This is a genomic window from Paenarthrobacter nicotinovorans (assembly GCF_007670255.1).
Classification (GTDB): Bacteria; Actinomycetota; Actinomycetes; order Actinomycetales; family Micrococcaceae; genus Arthrobacter; species Arthrobacter nicotinovorans_B.
Genome location: NZ_SZVS01000009.1, coordinates 18,033 through 32,773 on the forward strand (window position 1 = coordinate 18,033; position 14,741 = coordinate 32,773).

The 14,741-nt window shown below is 64.0% G+C and carries 18 protein-coding genes; 13 read left to right on the top strand and 5 right to left on the bottom strand.

Annotated features, from left to right (window positions below):
* Positions 1-92 precede the first annotated feature (92 nt).
* From FDP28_RS14020 to FDP28_RS14035, 4 genes are all read left to right on the top strand, one after another.
* Positions 93-278 carry a hypothetical protein gene (locus FDP28_RS14020; protein WP_144662061.1) on the top strand — a complete coding sequence of 62 codons (186 nt, stop codon included), beginning with the start codon at positions 93-95 and terminating at the stop codon, positions 276-278.
* Between the two features lie 129 nt (positions 279-407).
* Complete coding sequence (locus FDP28_RS14025; RefSeq protein ID WP_144662062.1) at positions 408-1,208, top strand: DUF1206 domain-containing protein; 801 nt, start codon at positions 408-410, stop codon at positions 1,206-1,208.
* A gap of 86 nt (positions 1,209-1,294) precedes the next feature.
* A complete protein-coding gene (locus FDP28_RS14030; protein ID WP_144662063.1) occupies positions 1,295-2,230 on the top strand; it encodes an SDR family oxidoreductase in 936 nt (311 codons plus the stop codon).
* A 1-nt stretch (position 2,231) separates the two neighbouring features.
* Entirely contained in the window at positions 2,232-2,792 is a 561-nt protein-coding gene (locus FDP28_RS14035; RefSeq protein WP_144662064.1) for a cysteine hydrolase family protein, read from the top strand.
* Positions 2,793-2,891: 99 nt separating this feature from the next.
* On the opposite strand, the gene FDP28_RS14040 is transcribed toward FDP28_RS14035, so the two are convergent.
* Positions 2,892-3,152 carry a hypothetical protein gene (locus FDP28_RS14040; protein WP_144662065.1) on the bottom strand — a complete coding sequence of 87 codons (261 nt, stop codon included), beginning with the start codon at positions 3,150-3,152 and terminating at the stop codon, positions 2,892-2,894.
* The gene (locus FDP28_RS14045; RefSeq protein WP_144662066.1) at positions 3,145-3,414 is read right to left on the bottom strand and encodes a GlsB/YeaQ/YmgE family stress response membrane protein; all 270 of its coding nucleotides are present in this window, start codon (positions 3,412-3,414) and stop codon (positions 3,145-3,147) included. Before FDP28_RS14045 ends, FDP28_RS14040 begins: the two co-directional genes overlap by 8 nt.
* A 208-nt stretch (positions 3,415-3,622) precedes the next feature.
* Between FDP28_RS14045 and FDP28_RS14050 the strand changes: the two genes are divergently transcribed.
* Complete coding sequence (locus tag FDP28_RS14050) at positions 3,623-4,048, top strand: hypothetical protein (RefSeq protein ID WP_144662067.1); 426 nt, start codon at positions 3,623-3,625, stop codon at positions 4,046-4,048.
* Between the two features lie 64 nt (positions 4,049-4,112).
* Here FDP28_RS14050 and FDP28_RS14055 read toward each other — a convergent pair whose 3' ends face one another.
* The gene (locus FDP28_RS14055) at positions 4,113-4,817 is read right to left on the bottom strand and encodes an alpha/beta fold hydrolase (RefSeq protein WP_144662068.1); all 705 of its coding nucleotides are present in this window, start codon (positions 4,815-4,817) and stop codon (positions 4,113-4,115) included.
* Between the two features lie 157 nt (positions 4,818-4,974).
* Here FDP28_RS14055 and FDP28_RS14060 point away from each other — a divergent pair, with 157 nt between their 5' ends.
* The 7 genes from FDP28_RS14060 (at position 4,975) to FDP28_RS14090 (ending at position 12,320) form a co-directional block, all read left to right on the top strand.
* Positions 4,975-6,471 carry a fumarylacetoacetate hydrolase family protein gene (locus FDP28_RS14060; RefSeq protein WP_144662069.1) on the top strand — a complete coding sequence of 499 codons (1,497 nt, stop codon included), beginning with the start codon at positions 4,975-4,977 and terminating at the stop codon, positions 6,469-6,471.
* Positions 6,464-7,129 carry a GntR family transcriptional regulator gene (locus tag FDP28_RS14065; protein WP_144662070.1) on the top strand — a complete coding sequence of 222 codons (666 nt, stop codon included), beginning with the start codon at positions 6,464-6,466 and terminating at the stop codon, positions 7,127-7,129. The genes FDP28_RS14060 and FDP28_RS14065 overlap by 8 nt, the downstream gene beginning before the upstream one ends.
* Before the next feature lie 85 nt (positions 7,130-7,214).
* The gene (gene hpaE / locus FDP28_RS14070; RefSeq protein ID WP_144662071.1) at positions 7,215-8,726 is read left to right on the top strand and encodes a 5-carboxymethyl-2-hydroxymuconate semialdehyde dehydrogenase; all 1,512 of its coding nucleotides are present in this window, start codon (positions 7,215-7,217) and stop codon (positions 8,724-8,726) included.
* 31 nt (positions 8,727-8,757) lie between these two features.
* Positions 8,758-9,846, top strand: a complete 1,089-nt coding sequence (gene hpaD, locus FDP28_RS14075) for a 3,4-dihydroxyphenylacetate 2,3-dioxygenase (protein WP_144662072.1) — start codon at positions 8,758-8,760, stop codon at positions 9,844-9,846.
* Between the two features lie 3 nt (positions 9,847-9,849).
* Complete coding sequence (gene hpaH, locus FDP28_RS14080) at positions 9,850-10,635, top strand: 2-oxo-hept-4-ene-1,7-dioate hydratase (protein WP_144662073.1); 786 nt, start codon at positions 9,850-9,852, stop codon at positions 10,633-10,635.
* A complete protein-coding gene (locus FDP28_RS14085) occupies positions 10,620-11,423 on the top strand; it encodes an HpcH/HpaI aldolase family protein (RefSeq protein WP_144662074.1) in 804 nt (267 codons plus the stop codon). Before hpaH ends, FDP28_RS14085 begins: the two co-directional genes overlap by 16 nt.
* An 87-nt stretch (positions 11,424-11,510) precedes the next feature.
* Positions 11,511-12,320, top strand: a complete 810-nt coding sequence (locus FDP28_RS14090) for an aldolase/citrate lyase family protein (RefSeq protein WP_144662075.1) — start codon at positions 11,511-11,513, stop codon at positions 12,318-12,320.
* Between the two features lie 13 nt (positions 12,321-12,333).
* Here FDP28_RS14090 and FDP28_RS14095 read toward each other — a convergent pair whose 3' ends face one another.
* Both FDP28_RS14095 and FDP28_RS20815 read right to left on the bottom strand, forming a co-directional pair.
* Entirely contained in the window at positions 12,334-12,693 is a 360-nt protein-coding gene (locus FDP28_RS14095; protein ID WP_144662076.1) for a nuclear transport factor 2 family protein, read from the bottom strand.
* 31 nt (positions 12,694-12,724) lie between these two features.
* Entirely contained in the window at positions 12,725-13,225 is a 501-nt protein-coding gene (locus tag FDP28_RS20815; protein WP_260842477.1) for a hypothetical protein, read from the bottom strand.
* Between the two features lie 286 nt (positions 13,226-13,511).
* On the opposite strand from FDP28_RS20815, the gene FDP28_RS14105 reads away from it, so the two are divergent.
* The gene (locus tag FDP28_RS14105) at positions 13,512-14,720 is read left to right on the top strand and encodes an aspartate transaminase (protein WP_144662077.1); all 1,209 of its coding nucleotides are present in this window, start codon (positions 13,512-13,514) and stop codon (positions 14,718-14,720) included.
* The last annotated feature ends 21 nt before the right edge of the window (positions 14,721-14,741 follow it).

Sequence of the window (14,741 nt, forward strand, 5' to 3'; positions counted from 1 at the left end):
TGAGATGACCCGGCGTCGTTCTTGAGGGCCCTGCCCGATGGTTGAAACATCAGCCATTGGAGCTGATGGGAACTTTCAGGAAGGCGACCGACATGACTGCTCACATCACCGCCCAGGCCAACGGTGCCAGCGCTGCGGACACCCGCTCCCCGGAAGCGGCAAACCACCCGGAGGACGTACCGGGCCAGGCCCGTACGGGTTTGGCTGTGCGTGAGCCGTTCAACCCCTTGGCCGCAGGACTGCGCAGTATTTGGCCCCAATCCGTCGTCGGATTCTAGGCTTCCTCCGACTTCTGTGGACAGGCACCAAGGTGCCTGTCCGACGTCGTTAATGGTCGTGGCTTTCGCGTTACTCCGGTGGGACTATGGTGTCCACCGGAACTAAGGAGGCTTGTCATCAAAGAGGAGATGAGGAAGGCCGCTGACGTGGCCGAGGAAGCCTCAAACTCACGTACTTTCGAGATCATTGCGCGTGCAGGCTACGCCGTGAGCGGCCTGCTGCATGTGCTGATCGGGGTAATCGCGCTTCAACTGGCCTTCGGAGGCGGCGGCGAAGCCGACGTTTCGGGGGCGGTGGCCTCCCTGGCCAGCCAGCCCGTGGGACCTGTGCTTCTGTGGGCGTGCTTTGGCGCCTGCGCGGCGCTGGCGCTGTGGCAATTGGGGAACGCGATCATGGGGGAGCGGACCGCGAGCAAGAAACTCACCAAGAGGCTCTCAGCCGCGGGCCAGGCCCTCGTCTTCGCGGCGCTTGCGGCCACCATTGTCTCGTTCATCATGGGCAAGGGAAAGAACAGCCGGGAGTCCAGCACCGACTTCACGGCAACCCTCATGAGCGCTCCCATGGGTGTATTCCTGCTTGTCGCCATCGGTGCGGGGGTCGCCGTCACGGGCATCTTCTTTGCCGTACGCGGCTTCCGGCAGACCTTCAAGCGTGACATCTCCTTGTCCTCGGAGGAAGCGGTCCGGAAGTTTCAAGTGGGCGTGGGCATGGTGGGGTACATCGCCAAGGGCATCGCCCTGTTCCTGGTTGGCCTGCTGGTGGTTATCGCCGCCGTGCGTGCCCAGCCGCAGCAATCAACGGGGCTGGACGGGAGCCTGAAGGCCCTGCGGGAACAGCCGTACGGACCGTACCTGCTGGCCGCCGTCGCCGTGGGGCTGATTGCCTACGGACTCTTCCTGATAGTCAAGGCAAAGTCCCTTCGGACCTGACGCTGCGCGGCCCACCTGCCGTTTGGGCGCCCGGGGCGCTGGGTACAGGGCTAACGAACCGTGCAGGCCATCTGAAGGGCAGAACCATGACACATGACGATCCGCAACGGAACGACCAGCCGCAACCGGCCGGGCACCAGCTGGCCTCCGCGCCCTCCGACCCGCGCAAGGGTTACTACTCGGAGGAATTCCCCCAGCAGGAGCAGCAGCAGCCGGGCCTTACCAAGCCCCTCGACCCCCAACCGGACCACGGGGAGAAAAGCTATGCAGGCCACGGCCGGCTGCAGGGGAAGACGGCACTGATTACCGGCGGCGACTCCGGCATCGGCGCCGCCGTGGCCATCGCATACGCCCGCGAGGGTGCCAACGTAGCCATCAGCTACCTGCCGGAGGAGGAGGAAGACGCACAGTCGACGGCGGAATGGATCCGTGAGTGCGGGGCGCGGGTTCTCCTGTTGCCCGGTGATGCGCGGGATGAAGGCTTCGCGGCGGACATCGTGGAACGTACCGTGCAGGAACTCGGCGGCCTGAATATCGTGGTGCTGAATGCGGCTTACCAAAAGAACCGGGAAGGCCTGGAAACCATCCCGACCGAAGAGTTCGACCGCGTCTTCAAGACCAACCTGTACTCGCTCATCTGGACAGCCCAGGCCGCCATTCCCCATCTTCGGCCCGGAGCTTCCATCATCGTCACGGCCTCCATCCAGGCGTTCAACCCCTCGGCCCAGTTGGTGGACTATGCCATGACCAAAGCTGCGCAGGTGGCTTTCACCAAGGCCATGGCACAGGAGCTTGGGCCCAAGGGAATCCGAGTCAATGCTGTGGCGCCGGGTCCCATTTGGACTCCGTTGATTCCCGCCACCGAATGGCCTGACAAGTTGCCTTCCTTCGGGCAGGACACACCCTTGGGTCGGGCCGGTCAACCCGCGGAACTGGCTCCCGCCTATGTTCTGCTCGCGTCGGACGAGGGCTCCTACATCTCCGGTGCAGTGCTGCCCGTTACGGGTGGCAAGGGGCTTTGAGATGATCGCGGTCCTGGTCATCGACATGCAGAATGCCTACTTTGAGGACCCGTCCCTGGCCTCCCGCAGGAATGAAATCGTCGCCGCCTGCAATTCCCTGACCAGCGCCGCAGTGGATGCGGGCGGCAAGGTGCTGCTGGTGGGCACGGTGCATGAGCGGGATAAGTCCACCTGGAGCCTGAACATGCTCGAGGACGACCAAGGTTTCATTTTCAGGGGCAGTGAGCAGGCCGGATTCGTACATGGCCTGCTCACGGCGGACTTTCCGCGGCTGGTCAAAACCCGTGACAGCGCATTTTTCGGCACGGACCTGGCCATGCGGCTGGGAAACTGGGGAGTGGATACAGTGGTCCTGGCCGGAATCTCGGCCCACAACTGCATTGCCCAGACGGCTGCAGACGCGTTCGCCCACAACCTCAAAGTGATCTATGCGGCCGAAGCGATCGGTACGGAAAATGCCGAAGCTGCGGAAACGGTTCTCAGGGTGTTGACGCGTGAGTACCGGCAGAATGTGCTGCCACTTGAGGAAATCTATCCGCTGTTGGCGTCGGTCCGGTCGTAGCGCGGCCGAACCATCCCTTACAGCAAGAAGAACCCGGAGACTGCATCAGCAGTTCTCCGGGTTCCTGTGGTGATTCAGTTGTACAACGAACTCTGCGGACTAGGGGCGGCTTGAGCCTGATGCTTCCTCGTCCGGTTCGGAGGAGAAGGGGCGGTCCGGCGGCGTGTCCTCGGTGTTCTTGTCGTCGAGTTCGGCATCCGCTGAAGGGACCGTCTTCTCGGCGTAGTCACCCTCGGTGTAGTCCCCGCCGGCGTCGTCCTTCAGGGTTTCCGGTGACACTCCCGTGTCTCCGTAGTCGCCCTCGGTGTACTGGCCGTCCAGTTCTTCGCCGTTGGCGTCGCGGTTCTGGTGATCAGCCATGGGTAGCCCTGCGGTTGGTGATCAGGCCGTAGATCAGCAGCACAATGATCGAGCCGCCGATGGCGAGCAGCCAGGTTGTCAGCGAGAAGAATTCCTGCAGGCCTGTGTGGAAGATCAGGCCGCCAAGCCAGCCGCCCAGGAGGGCGCCGACGACGCCCAGGATGAGGGTGACGAACCACCCACCACCCTGACGGCCGGGAAGGATAAGTTTTGCGATAGCTCCGGCCAAAAGACCGAGCAGAAGGAAACCAAAGAAACCCATTTTTGTTCCTGCTTTCTTGTCGATGGACATCCTGCCGATTGGGTGTCGGTCCGGTACTACATCTGCAACGCTAGCTGTTCCCAAAGCGAGTAGCAAGTAACCTGACTATTATCGGATACATGCTGCTGGCGGGCCTGAACGTCCTCGTGACAGGGTCCGGCGCGCGGGAATAGGGTCGATAGCAAACACCTCGGAAGGAGTGGGTGGCGTGAAAGGGAAAGCATTGTTCGCCGTTGGCGTGGCTGTTGGCTACGTGTGGGGGTCGAAGTCCTGGCCGGAGGTTTATCGGCGGATCCGCGGTGGTACTGAAAAGGTCCTGCAGAATCCTGAGGTTAAGGAAAATGTCCATCAGGCTGCCGACGCGGTGCAGGAATCCGTTCCTGACATCCTGGACAACTTGTTTGCCGCAGGAAAGAAACTCCTGGAAAAGGCCGAGGCCGCGCTTCCAGGCATCCTGGATTCAAAGAACGGCCAGGATTCCAAGGACGGGGATGACCGTCCTGCGACGGTGTCCACCGTGAAGGGCGATGTCGTGTCCGATCCCGCCCATGCCGACATCACGGGCACCGATTGGACCAGTGAAGGCGGGGCTGCCCCTGAAGGCCCCGCAACCAACACGCCGCCAAAGGCGTGACGTAAGCCGACCACGCGTGGTGCGCTCCGGCGTCGGGCATTAACGCTCGACGCCGGACCGCACCCTACGCTGTACGGTCGACTGCCTTGAGGATTGCCTCGCCCAATTCGGCGGGTTTGGTGAATTGCGGCCAGTGTCCCGTGGGCAGATCCACGAGCTCCACGTCCTTGATGCGTGCCAGTTCCTCGGTAAAGGGGTGGCCGGCGTCCATCATCCCGTTGAGCATCGATGATGGGAACTCGCAGGCGATGACCGTCGCCGGAACGTCGTAGCGCCGGACATCATGGAGGTGCTGCTGGTCGTAGGCGACGCCCTTGGGCTCGGGGATGGCGCGGGCGCGGAACTTTTCCCGGAGTTCTTCGGTCAGGTCCACGAGATCCGCTTCCTCGAATCCCTCCCACGGCGGCAGCGGGATGTCGTCGCCGTCGTCGGGCAGTTCGTCATTGATGACGCCGCCCTCACCCAGCGGGCCGCTGTCCACGTAGATCGCATGGGCGACGCGATCGGGCCGTGAATCAACCACGCCGTGGATGATGGCCCCGCCGCCGGAGTGGCCCACCAGGACCACTTTGCCCTCCAGTGAGTCCACCTTTTCAATGACGGCGCCGATATGCGTCCGGAGGCCAATTCCCGCGCGGGGGCTCTCCCGGGATTCAAGTCCGGGGAGTGTCAGCGGGTGGACCGCGTGTCCCGCCTTCTCCAGGGCCGGCGTCACCTCCTCCCATGACGAAGCGTCCAACCAGAAACCAGGTACCAGGATGATGTCCATGCCGGTACCCTACGGGAGCCCCCTGACAAGATGAACCCCTTTGAGTAGGAAGAAGGGGTTGACGGGCGCCACTTTCCGGGTCATAGTTTTCGTATACGATTTCGTACTCGATAGCTGGATGATCAGATATCGGAGTCTATTCAGGAGGGAGCGGCTCGTGACAGTGGAGTTCCGACCGCAGGAGCTTGGCCAGGACGTGCTGGAACGGACGCGCAAGGTTATTGCTGTCCATATCAACTACCCCAGCCGGGCCGCCCAGCGTGGGCGTACTCCCGCGCAGCCTTCGTACTTCCTGAAGCCGTCGTCCTCCCTTGCGCTGGGGTCGGCTGTGGCTCCGGGCACGGTTGAACGTCCTGCAGGCTGCGAGCTGCTCGGCTACGAGGGCGAGATCGCGCTGGTCATCGGCAAGGCAGCCCGGCGGGTTGGGTTGGAAGATGCTTGGAGCCATGTCCAGTGGGTGACAGCTTCGAACGATCTCGGGGTTTACGACCTCCGCTACGCCGACAAGGGCTCGAACGTTCGGTCCAAAGGCGGCGACGGCTTCACCCCCGTGGGTCCGGTATTGATCCCTGCCGACGCCGTCGACCCCACGCAGCTGCGCATCCGCACCTGGCACAACGGTGACCTGGTCCAGGATGACACCACCGAGGACCTGCTCTTCCCCTTCGCCCAGCTCGTCGCGGACCTGTCCCAACTCCTGACACTGGAGGAGGGCGACATCATCCTCACCGGCACTCCGGCCGGCGCGTCCGTCGCCAAGCCGGGGGACGTCGTCGAAATTGAAGTCACCGGCGGTGATTTCAGCACCGGCCGCCTCACCACCAAAGTGACGGAAGGTACGACGCCGTTCGCGGACTTTGGTGCCCAACCCAAGACCGATGACACGCAGCGCGAAGAGGCCTATGGTTCCCGCGAAGCCGCCGGACTGGCGCCGGCGTCGGCTGGTCTGTCGCCTGAGCTGAAGGCCAAGCTCGAATCCGTCGCCACGGCAACCTTGTCCTCCCAGCTCCGCAAGCGCGGTTTGAACAACGTCAGTATTGACGGCCTGCAGGCCACCCGCCCGGACCGCAAGGTGGTGGGCCTGGCCCGGACCCTGCGCTACGTGCCCAACCGTGAGGACCTCTTCAAGACCCACGGCGGCGGGTTCAACGCCCAGAAGAGAGCCATTGACTCGGTGAACGAGGGCGAAATCCTGGTCATGGAAGCCCGCGGCGAGAAGGGGACTGGCACGGTGGGTGACATCCTGGCCCTGCGCGCCCAGGTCCGCGGTGCCGCGGCCATCATCACTGACGGCGGCGTCCGGGACTACTCCACAGTGGCAGACCTGGAAATGCCCACCTACTTCGCCAACCCGCACCCGGCCGTCCTCGGACGGCGGCACATTCCCTGGGACACCGACATCACCATCGCCTGCGGGGGCGCCACCGTGCAGCCCGGCGACATCATTGTGGCCGACTCCGACGGCATCCTGGTCATCCCGCCGGCACTGGCCGAGGAGTTGGTGGACGACTGCATCGCCCAGGAGAAGGAAGAGATGTTCATCTTCCAGATGGTCCAGGAGGGCCACAGCGTCGATGGGCTGTACCCGATGAACGCCGAATGGCAGGCCCGCTACAAGGCCTGGGAAGCCACGGAAGGAGCCTACGGTGACTGAAACCGCCGTCGGGAGCGTCCCCCAAAGCAAGTCCCAGCAGGCCTATGACGCCGTCAAGGCACGGATCGTCGAGGGCACCTACACGCCGGGGTACCGGCTGGTGCTCGCCAAGATCGCCGAGGACCTGGGCTTCAGCGTTGTTCCCGTCCGCGAAGCCATCCGCCGTCTTGAGGCCGAAGGGCTGGTGAAGTTCGAACGCAACGTCGGAGCCGCCGTTTCCGGGATCGACCCCACCGAGTACCTCTACACGATGCAGACCCTGAGCATTGTGGAAGGTGCGGCGACGGCGTTGTCGGCGCCGCTGGTTGATGCCGTTGCCATAGAACGTGCCCGTGCAGTCAACGCTGAGATGCGGGAGTGCCTGGAGCACTTCGATCCCGTGCGTTTCACTGCCTTGAACCAAGACTTCCACAGCGTCCTCTTTGAACACTGCCCCAACCCGCACATCCTGGACCTCGTGCACCGGGGCTGGAACCGGCTGGCGTCGCTGCGCTCGTCCACGTTCCGCTTCGTGCCCGGCCGGGCCCAGGAATCCGTGCGCGAACACGAGGCGCTGCTCCAGCTCATCGAGTCCGGAGCCGACGCCGACACCATCGAAAAAGCAGCCCGCCAACACCGCGCCGCCACCCTCGACGCCTACCTCGCAACCACCACTTAAAGCAACGCGGGGTCACTTATGGCCCATAAAACCACTCCGAAGGGGCCATAAGTGACCCCGCGTTGGATGAAAAAGGAAGACAACGATGACGACCTCCGTAGAAACCACCAAGCATTACGTCCCCGAGGATTTGCCCACGCACATCCAGCACTACATCAACGGCGAGTTCGTTGACTCCGTATCCGGGAAGACCTTCGACGTCCTGGACCCGGTCTCCAACCAGAACTACGCCACCGCCGCTGCAGGCCAGAAGGAAGACATCGACCTCGCCGTTGCTGCCGCCCGGGAAGCGTTCGTCAACGGCCCTTGGCCGAAGATGAAGCCGCGCGAACGTGCCCGCGTCCTGAACAAGATTGCCGACGCCGTTGAGGCGCAGGAAGCGCGCCTGGCTGAACTGGAAACGTTCGATACCGGACTGCCCATCACCCAGGCCAAGGGCCAGGCCCTCCGCGCTGCCGAGAACTTCCGCTTCTTCGCGGACCTGATCGTCGCCCAGTTCGATGACGCCATGAAGGTCCCGGGCTCGCAGATCAACTACGTAAACCGCAAGCCGATCGGCGTCGCGGGCCTCATCACCCCGTGGAACACCCCGTTCATGCTCGAGTCCTGGAAGCTGGCCCCGGCCCTGGCCACCGGTAACACGGTGGTCCTCAAGCCGGCCGAGTTCACCCCGCTCTCCGCCTCGCTCTGGGCCACGATCTTCAAGGACGCGGGACTGCCCGATGGCGTGTTCAACCTGGTCAACGGCCTGGGTGAAGAAGCCGGCGATGCCCTGGTGAAGCACCCGGACGTTCCGCTGATCTCCTTCACGGGCGAGACCACCACCGGACAGACCATCTTCCGTAACGCCGCAGCCAACCTCAAGGGCCTGTCCATGGAACTGGGTGGCAAGTCCCCGTGCGTCGTGTTCGCGGACGCCGACCTGGATGCAGCGATCGACTCGGCCCTGTTCGGTGTCTTCTCGCTGAATGGCGAACGCTGCACAGCCGGTTCCCGCATCCTCGTTGAACGTGCCATCTACGACGAATTCTGCGAAAAGTACGCCGCCCGCGCCAAGAACATCGTGGTGGGCGATCCCCACGACCCCAAGACCCAGGTTGGTGCGCTGGTCCACCCCGAGCACTACGCCAAGGTCGCTTCCTACGTGGAGATCGGCAAGTCCGAAGGTCGGCTGCTCGCCGGCGGCGGCCGACCCGACCACCTGCCCGAAGGCAACTACATCGCACCCACGGTGTTTGCCGACGTCGAACCTGACGCGCGGATCTTCCAGGAGGAGATCTTCGGTCCCGTCGTGGCCATCACCCCGTTCGAGAACGACGACGAAGCCCTCGCCTTGGCGAACAACACCAAGTACGGTCTGGCGGCCTACATCTGGACCCAGAACCTGACCCGGGCTCACAACTTCTCGCAGAACGTCGAGGCCGGCATGGTGTGGCTCAACAGCCACAACGTCCGCGACCTCCGCACCCCGTTCGGCGGCGTCAAGGCTTCGGGCCTTGGCCACGAGGGCGGCTACCGCTCGATCGACTTCTACACCGACCAGCAGGCCGTGCACATCACCCTCGGATCCGTCCACACGCCCAAGTTCGGCGCCTAACCCTCCCAGCTTTCAACGAAGAGAGACCATCATGAGCAACCTGTTTACCGGCCCCATTCCTACCCCGAGTGTTCCGGCTCCGGACATCGTCCGCTGCGCCTACCTGGAACTCGTGGTCACCGACTTGGAGAAGTCCCGCGCGTTCTACGTGGACCTCCTCGGCCTGCACGTCACCGAAGAAGACGAGAACACCATCTACCTGCGCTCCTTCGAGGAGTTCATCCACCACAACCTGGTGCTCCGCAAAGGCCCGGTTGCCGCAGCCGCTGCCTTCGCGTACCGGGTGAAGTCCCCGGCCGAGGTCGACGCCGCCGAGGCCTACTACCGCGAACTCGGTTGCCGGGTGGAGCGCCGCAAGGAAGGTTTCACCAAGGGCGTGGGCGATTCCGTCCGGGTCGAGGACCCGCTGGGCTTCCCTTACGAGTTCTTCTACGACGTCGAACACGTCGAACGCCTCACCCAGCGTTACGACCTCTACTCCGCCGGTGAACTGGTCCGCCTGGACCACTTCAACCAGGTCACTCCGGACGTCCCGCGCGGCCGCAAGTACCTCGAGGACCTCGGCTTCCGCGTCTCCGAAGACATCAAGGATTCCGACGGCGTCACGTACGCCGCGTGGATGCACCGCAAGCAGACCGTGCACGACACTGCCCTGACCGGCGGCAACGGCCCGCGCCTGCACCACATCGCGTTCTCCACCCACGAGAAGCACAACATCATCCAGATCTGCGACAAGATGGGTGCCCTGCGCATCAGCGACCGCATCGAACGCGGACCCGGACGCCACGGAGTCTCCAACGCGTTCTACCTCTACATCCTGGACCCCGACGGCCACCGCGTGGAGATCTACACCCAGGACTACTACACCGGCGATCCCGACAACCCCACCGTCACCTGGGACGTCCACGACAACCAGCGCCGCGACTGGTGGGGCAACCCGGTCGTCCCGTCCTGGTACACCGAGGCCTCCCTGGTCCTGGACCTCGACGGCAACCCGCAGCCGGTGATCGAGCGTGAAGACAAGTCGGAAATGGCCGTCACGGTCGGCGCCGACGGCTTCTCCTACACCCGCCCCGAAGGCACCGCGGCCGAGGGCTTCAAGTTGGGAGCGCAGGTCTAAGCCATGCTGGACGCGAAGACGATCGAAGCCATTGCCGACGAGCTCCTTGAAGCCCATCGGAACCGCAAACCGGTGCCGCGCCTGACCGCCCGCTACCCGGGCATGACGGTGGAGGACTCCTACGCCGTGCAGCAGTTGTGGCGCCAGCGGAACGAGGAAGCCGGACGCACGTTGGTGGGGCGGAAGATCGGCCTCACGTCCAAAGCCATGCAGGCCGCCACGGGCATCACGGAGCCGGACTATGGCGCGATTTTCGACGACATGGTCCTCGAAACCGGGTGTTCGGTGGACTGGGACCAGTACACGCACCCCCGGGTGGAGGTGGAGCTGGCCTTCGTGCTGAAGGAGGGGCTGAAGGGCCCCGGCTGCACTATCTTCGACGTCCTCAACGCCACCGACTACGTGGTTCCGGCCCTCGAGATCCTGGACTCCAGGATAGAAATGGAAGGCCGGACCATCGTGGACACGATCTCGGACAACGCCGCGATGGGTGCCATGGTGATCGGCGGACGGCCCGTAAAGCCAGACGCCGTCGACCTCCGCTGGGTCTCGGCGATCCTGTACAAAAACCAGACCGTGGAGGAAACCGGAGTCGCCGCAGGGGTCCTGGACCACCCGGCCAACGGCGTGCACTGGCTGGCCAACAAGATCGCTGCGCACGGGGACTCGATGAAGGCCGGCGACATCATCCTGGCCGGCTCCTTCACCCGGCCCCTGTGGGTCTACAAGGGCGACACCGTCCACGCCGACTACGGTCCCTTGGGAGTTGTCACATGCCACTTCAACTAGGCCCTACTTTCTACTCGGCCCTTGCTGCAGCAGGGAGGCCCCTGGCCGGCATGTGGGTGTGCTCCGGCAGCCCTCTCGTGGCGGAGATCTGCGCGGGTTCGGGCTTGGACTGGATCCTGGTGGACGCCGAACACAGCCCCAACGGTCTCGAATCGATCCTCGCCCAACTCCAGGCGATGTACGGCTACCCCGTCCAGGCCATGGTCCGGCCACCGGTCAACGACACCGTGGTCATCAAGCAATACCTCGACCTCGGGGTGCAGAACCTGCTCATTCCCATGGTCAACTCGGCCTTCGAGGCGGCCGCGGCTGTCGCCGCCGTTCGCTACCCGCCGCACGGGGTGCGCGGGGTCGGTTCGGCGCTGGCCCGCGCATCGCGGTGGAACCGCGTCCCGGACTACCTTGCGACGGCGGGTGACACCGTCAGCGTCACCGTCCAGATCGAATCCGCCGCCGCCGTCAACGCCGTCGAGGAGATCCTGGCCGTCGACGGCGTGGACGGTATCTTCCTGGGCCCCTCGGACCTCGCCGCCTCCATGGGCCTGCTGGGACAGCAGGAACATCCCGAGGTGAGGGCCGCCGTCGAACGCTGTATTCATGCCGCCACGGCGGCCGGTAAGCCGGCGGGCGTCAACGCCTTCAACCCCGACACCGCCCGCGCATACCTCGACGCCGGTGCCTCCTTCGTGCTGGTCGGTGCGGATGTCGCCGTGCTCGCCAGGGCCTCCGAAGCGCTGGCAACCGCGTTCGTGCGGCCTGCGGAAGATGCCGTGAAACAGAGCTATTAAGGGCCGAGCCACGGTCTGTTTTGCCGGCCTGCAAAGGGGTACAACAGTGTTATCACCAAGCGGGTTTCGGACTTTGGGAGCTGAGCGATGTCGATCCGTCCAGTGCCACATCCCACGTTCTATTCAGTGCTGGAAGCCGAGGAAAGACCGCTGGTGGGCATGTGGGTGTGCTCCGGAAGCCCGTTGGTCGCGGAGATCTGTGCGGGCTCGGGGCTGGACTGGCTGCTGATCGACGCCGAGCACAGTCCCAACGGCATCGAGTCGATCCTGGGCCAACTCCACAGTGTCAGCGGCTACCCGGTGCAGATCATGGTCCGGCCGCCGGTCAACGATCCTGTGGTCATCAAGCAGTACCTGGACCTCGGCGTGCAGAACCTCCTGGTGCCCATGGTCAACTCGGCGATGGAGGCCGAAGCCGCTGTGGCCGCTGTCCGGTATCCGCCCCTGGGTGTCCGCGGCGTTGGTTCGGCCTTGGCACGTGCCTCGCGGTGGAACCGCATCCCCGACTACCTTGCCCAAGCCGGCGACACCGTGAGCGTCACCGTTCAAGTGGAATCCGAAGCGGCAGCCGCAGCTGTTGAGGAGATCCTTGCCGTCGACGGCGTCGATGGCATCTTCCTCGGACCGGCCGACCTCGCCGCCTCCATGGGCCTGCTGGGACAGCACGAGAATCCTTTGGTTCGCGCCGTCGTCGAGCATTGCCTCGCTGCCGCGAGCGCCGCCGGCAAGCCCGCGGGCGTCAACGCCTTCAACGAGGAGATTGCCCGGGCGTATCTCGACGCCGGTGCGGCGTTTGCGTTGGTGGGTGCGGACGTGGTGGTGCTGGCGCGGGCTTCGGAGGCTTTCGCGGAGAAGTTCATTCCGGTGTCGGAGAAGGCGGAGCGGGAGAGCTACTGATCCTCCGATAGGACTATTTCCGGGCCATGTACCACTCCGTGAATTCGCGGGCCCGGCCGTCCTCGGCGAAGCGGATGACCCAGAGGTTGTCATACGTGGGCTGGCCGTTGAGGTACGTCGTCAAACCCTGCACGAACGCCGTGTCCCCGTCCCTGCCCAGGAGCGTCCACTCGAAGGTCCAGTCCTCGGGCTTGTCGGAGGAGTCGCCGGACCATTCCTTCACGATCTCCTCGTGCCCGTGCCACGCATCGGGATCGTCCGGCCGGGTGTTGTAGACGGCGTCCTCGGTGAATAAGGCGCGAATGTCCTCGGGTTGGTTTGAGGTCCACGCGCGTTCGTAGTTGTCCATCCAGGCGTTCACGTCGTTGGTCATGTACCCGTTCTACCGTCTGCTGGGCATGGGTTCAACGGTGGCTGCGGCTTGCATGGCGGATGTGTTCCGGGGTGAGGCCGGTCAATGATGCGAGCTCCAAGTCATCGCAGACCTGTGCCCGCAGAGCCATTGCGATAAGGGCTTCCCGGCGTCCGGTGATCCGCCCGCGATGCTGTTCCGCGGCCTTCAGCTCATCGCTTTTGGCCCTCAACGCCTCCAGCTGTGCCTGCCGTGGGAGCCCGCTCAGGTGGAGATCGTCATAAGCCAAAGCGATGGTACGTACAGTGCGAAGGTTTTCGCCGGTGACAGCTGAGATGGTGGCCAGCGTCAGCCCGTCTTCCACGGCCTGGGCGATCAGGTCGTTCCTTGCCGCGGTCAAAGTCCTGATGGAGCTGGCTGCATGGGTGAGGAGCTGGCGATGAACGCCCAACGCGTGGACCAGCCTGGCGTGCTCTCCATCCGGGTTCGTGGCTGGACGGGCAGGGGAGTTGGCCCGGTACGCGTACCGTCCAGTGGCTGACCGGGTTTGCATTGACTCCCTTTCGGTTCGGATGAGCGCTGCTGTTCACTCGAATCTAGGCATCGTTCATCCGCGCATGGAAATACCAATACCCGGTGAACCCATAAGAAAAGCGCATAGATGGTCCTCCAAAAGCGCTCTGGCAGGGCCCATCCCCGGCGAGCTGGGCCCACGTCATAGGACCCCCTTATGGATCCACGCACATTAGGTCTTATCCAGAGCGCCCCCGGCCTCCTTAGTCTCGAACAAAGGGATCCGCGAATCCGCGCGTCCCGAGTTCCACATTCCTGGAGGAGACATGTCCGAGTTCCTGCCGGCGTCGAGGGTTACCCGCATCAAAGCCTCAGCCAGCGTCGCCGCTGCCGCCCGCGTCCGCGAACTGAAAGCTGAAGGCGTCCGGATCATCGACCTCACTGTCGGAGAGCCGGACTTCGACACCCCGGACCACATCAAGGCAGCGGCCATCGAGGCGATCACAGCCGGCGAGACCAAGTACACCTCGGTAACCGGCACCCCCGAGCTGCAAAGCGCGATCCTCAACAAGATCGAGCGCGACACCGGCCACGTTTATGGAGCCGCGCAGCTGACCATCGGTGGCGGTGCCAAGCAGGTCCTCTACGTGGCGCTGATGGCCTCGCTCAATGAAGGCGATGAAGTCATTGTCCCGGCTCCGTACTGGGTGTCATACCCTGACATGGTCCTGGCGAACGACGGCACTCCGGTGATCGTCCCGTGCGGTGAGGACACAGGTTTCAAGCTCACCCCGCCGGCGCTGGAAAAAGCCATCACCTCCAAAACCAAGTGGTTGATCCTCAACGCTCCGTCCAACCCCACCGGCGCTGTTTACTCCCGCGAGGAGCTGCAGGCGCTCGGGTCAGTGCTTGAAGAACACCCCCACGTCTTCGTCCTCACCGACGAGATCTACGACGAGGTGTACTTCGGCGAAGGCCACGTCACCAGCCTGGTCACCGCAGCTCCTGCGCTGAAGGACCGGATCCTGCTGGTCAACGGAGTATCCAAGGCGTACGCCATGACGGGTTGGCGCCTGGGCTACGGCGTCGGACCGGCCCCGTTGGTCGCTGCCATGAACAAGCTGCAGTCGCAAACCTCCTCTTGCCCGTCGTCGATCAGCCAGGCAGCCGCAGCCGCCGCGCTGAAGGGCGACCAGTCCTTCGTCCGCGACAGCGTGGAGGTCTACCGCAAGCGCCGGGATGCCGCCGTCGAGGGTTTGAACTCCATCGACGGACTGTCCGTGGCCCCGGCCGAGGGTGCGTTCTACGCCTACGTGAACTGCGCCGGCGTCATCGGCAAGACCGCTCCCGACGGGCGGGTCATCGAAAACGATCAAGACTTCACGCTTTACCTGCTGGACGCAGCGCGCGTCGCAGTCATCCAGGGTTCGGCCTACGGCCTGGGCCCGTACTTCAGGATCTCCTTCGCAACCTCGCTGGAGACCATCAACGCGGGTGTGGATTCCATTCGCGATGCCGTCAACGCCCTCTCCTAAGCCCTCACAGAAGGAACCAGA

Bases quoted from the DNA above. Each gene is read 5' to 3' on its own strand.
- FDP28_RS14045 (WP_144662066.1), bottom strand. From the start codon at position 3,414: ATGGGTTTCTTTGGTTTCCTTCTGCTCGGTCTTTTGGCCGGAGCTATC.
- hpaE (WP_144662071.1), top strand. From the start codon at position 7,215: ATGACGACCTCCGTAGAAACCACCAAGCATTACGTCCCCGAGGATTTG.
- FDP28_RS14085 (WP_144662074.1), top strand. From the start codon at position 10,620: ATGCCACTTCAACTAGGCCCTACTTTCTACTCGGCCCTTGCTGCAGCA.
- FDP28_RS14090 (WP_144662075.1), top strand. From the start codon at position 11,511: ATGTCGATCCGTCCAGTGCCACATCCCACGTTCTATTCAGTGCTGGAA.
- FDP28_RS20815 (WP_260842477.1), bottom strand. From the start codon at position 13,225: ATGCAAACCCGGTCAGCCACTGGACGGTACGCGTACCGGGCCAACTCC.
- hpaH (WP_144662073.1), top strand. From the start codon at position 9,850: ATGCTGGACGCGAAGACGATCGAAGCCATTGCCGACGAGCTCCTTGAA.
- FDP28_RS14055 (WP_144662068.1), bottom strand. From the start codon at position 4,817: ATGGACATCATCCTGGTACCTGGTTTCTGGTTGGACGCTTCGTCATGG.
- FDP28_RS14105 (WP_144662077.1), top strand. From the start codon at position 13,512: ATGTCCGAGTTCCTGCCGGCGTCGAGGGTTACCCGCATCAAAGCCTCA.
- FDP28_RS14025 (WP_144662062.1), top strand. From the start codon at position 408: ATGAGGAAGGCCGCTGACGTGGCCGAGGAAGCCTCAAACTCACGTACT.
- FDP28_RS14035 (WP_144662064.1), top strand. From the start codon at position 2,232: ATGATCGCGGTCCTGGTCATCGACATGCAGAATGCCTACTTTGAGGAC.
- FDP28_RS14020 (WP_144662061.1), top strand. From the start codon at position 93: ATGACTGCTCACATCACCGCCCAGGCCAACGGTGCCAGCGCTGCGGAC.
- hpaD (WP_144662072.1), top strand. From the start codon at position 8,758: ATGAGCAACCTGTTTACCGGCCCCATTCCTACCCCGAGTGTTCCGGCT.
- FDP28_RS14040 (WP_144662065.1), bottom strand. From the start codon at position 3,152: ATGGCTGATCACCAGAACCGCGACGCCAACGGCGAAGAACTGGACGGC.
- FDP28_RS14095 (WP_144662076.1), bottom strand. From the start codon at position 12,693: ATGACCAACGACGTGAACGCCTGGATGGACAACTACGAACGCGCGTGG.
- FDP28_RS14030 (WP_144662063.1), top strand. From the start codon at position 1,295: ATGACACATGACGATCCGCAACGGAACGACCAGCCGCAACCGGCCGGG.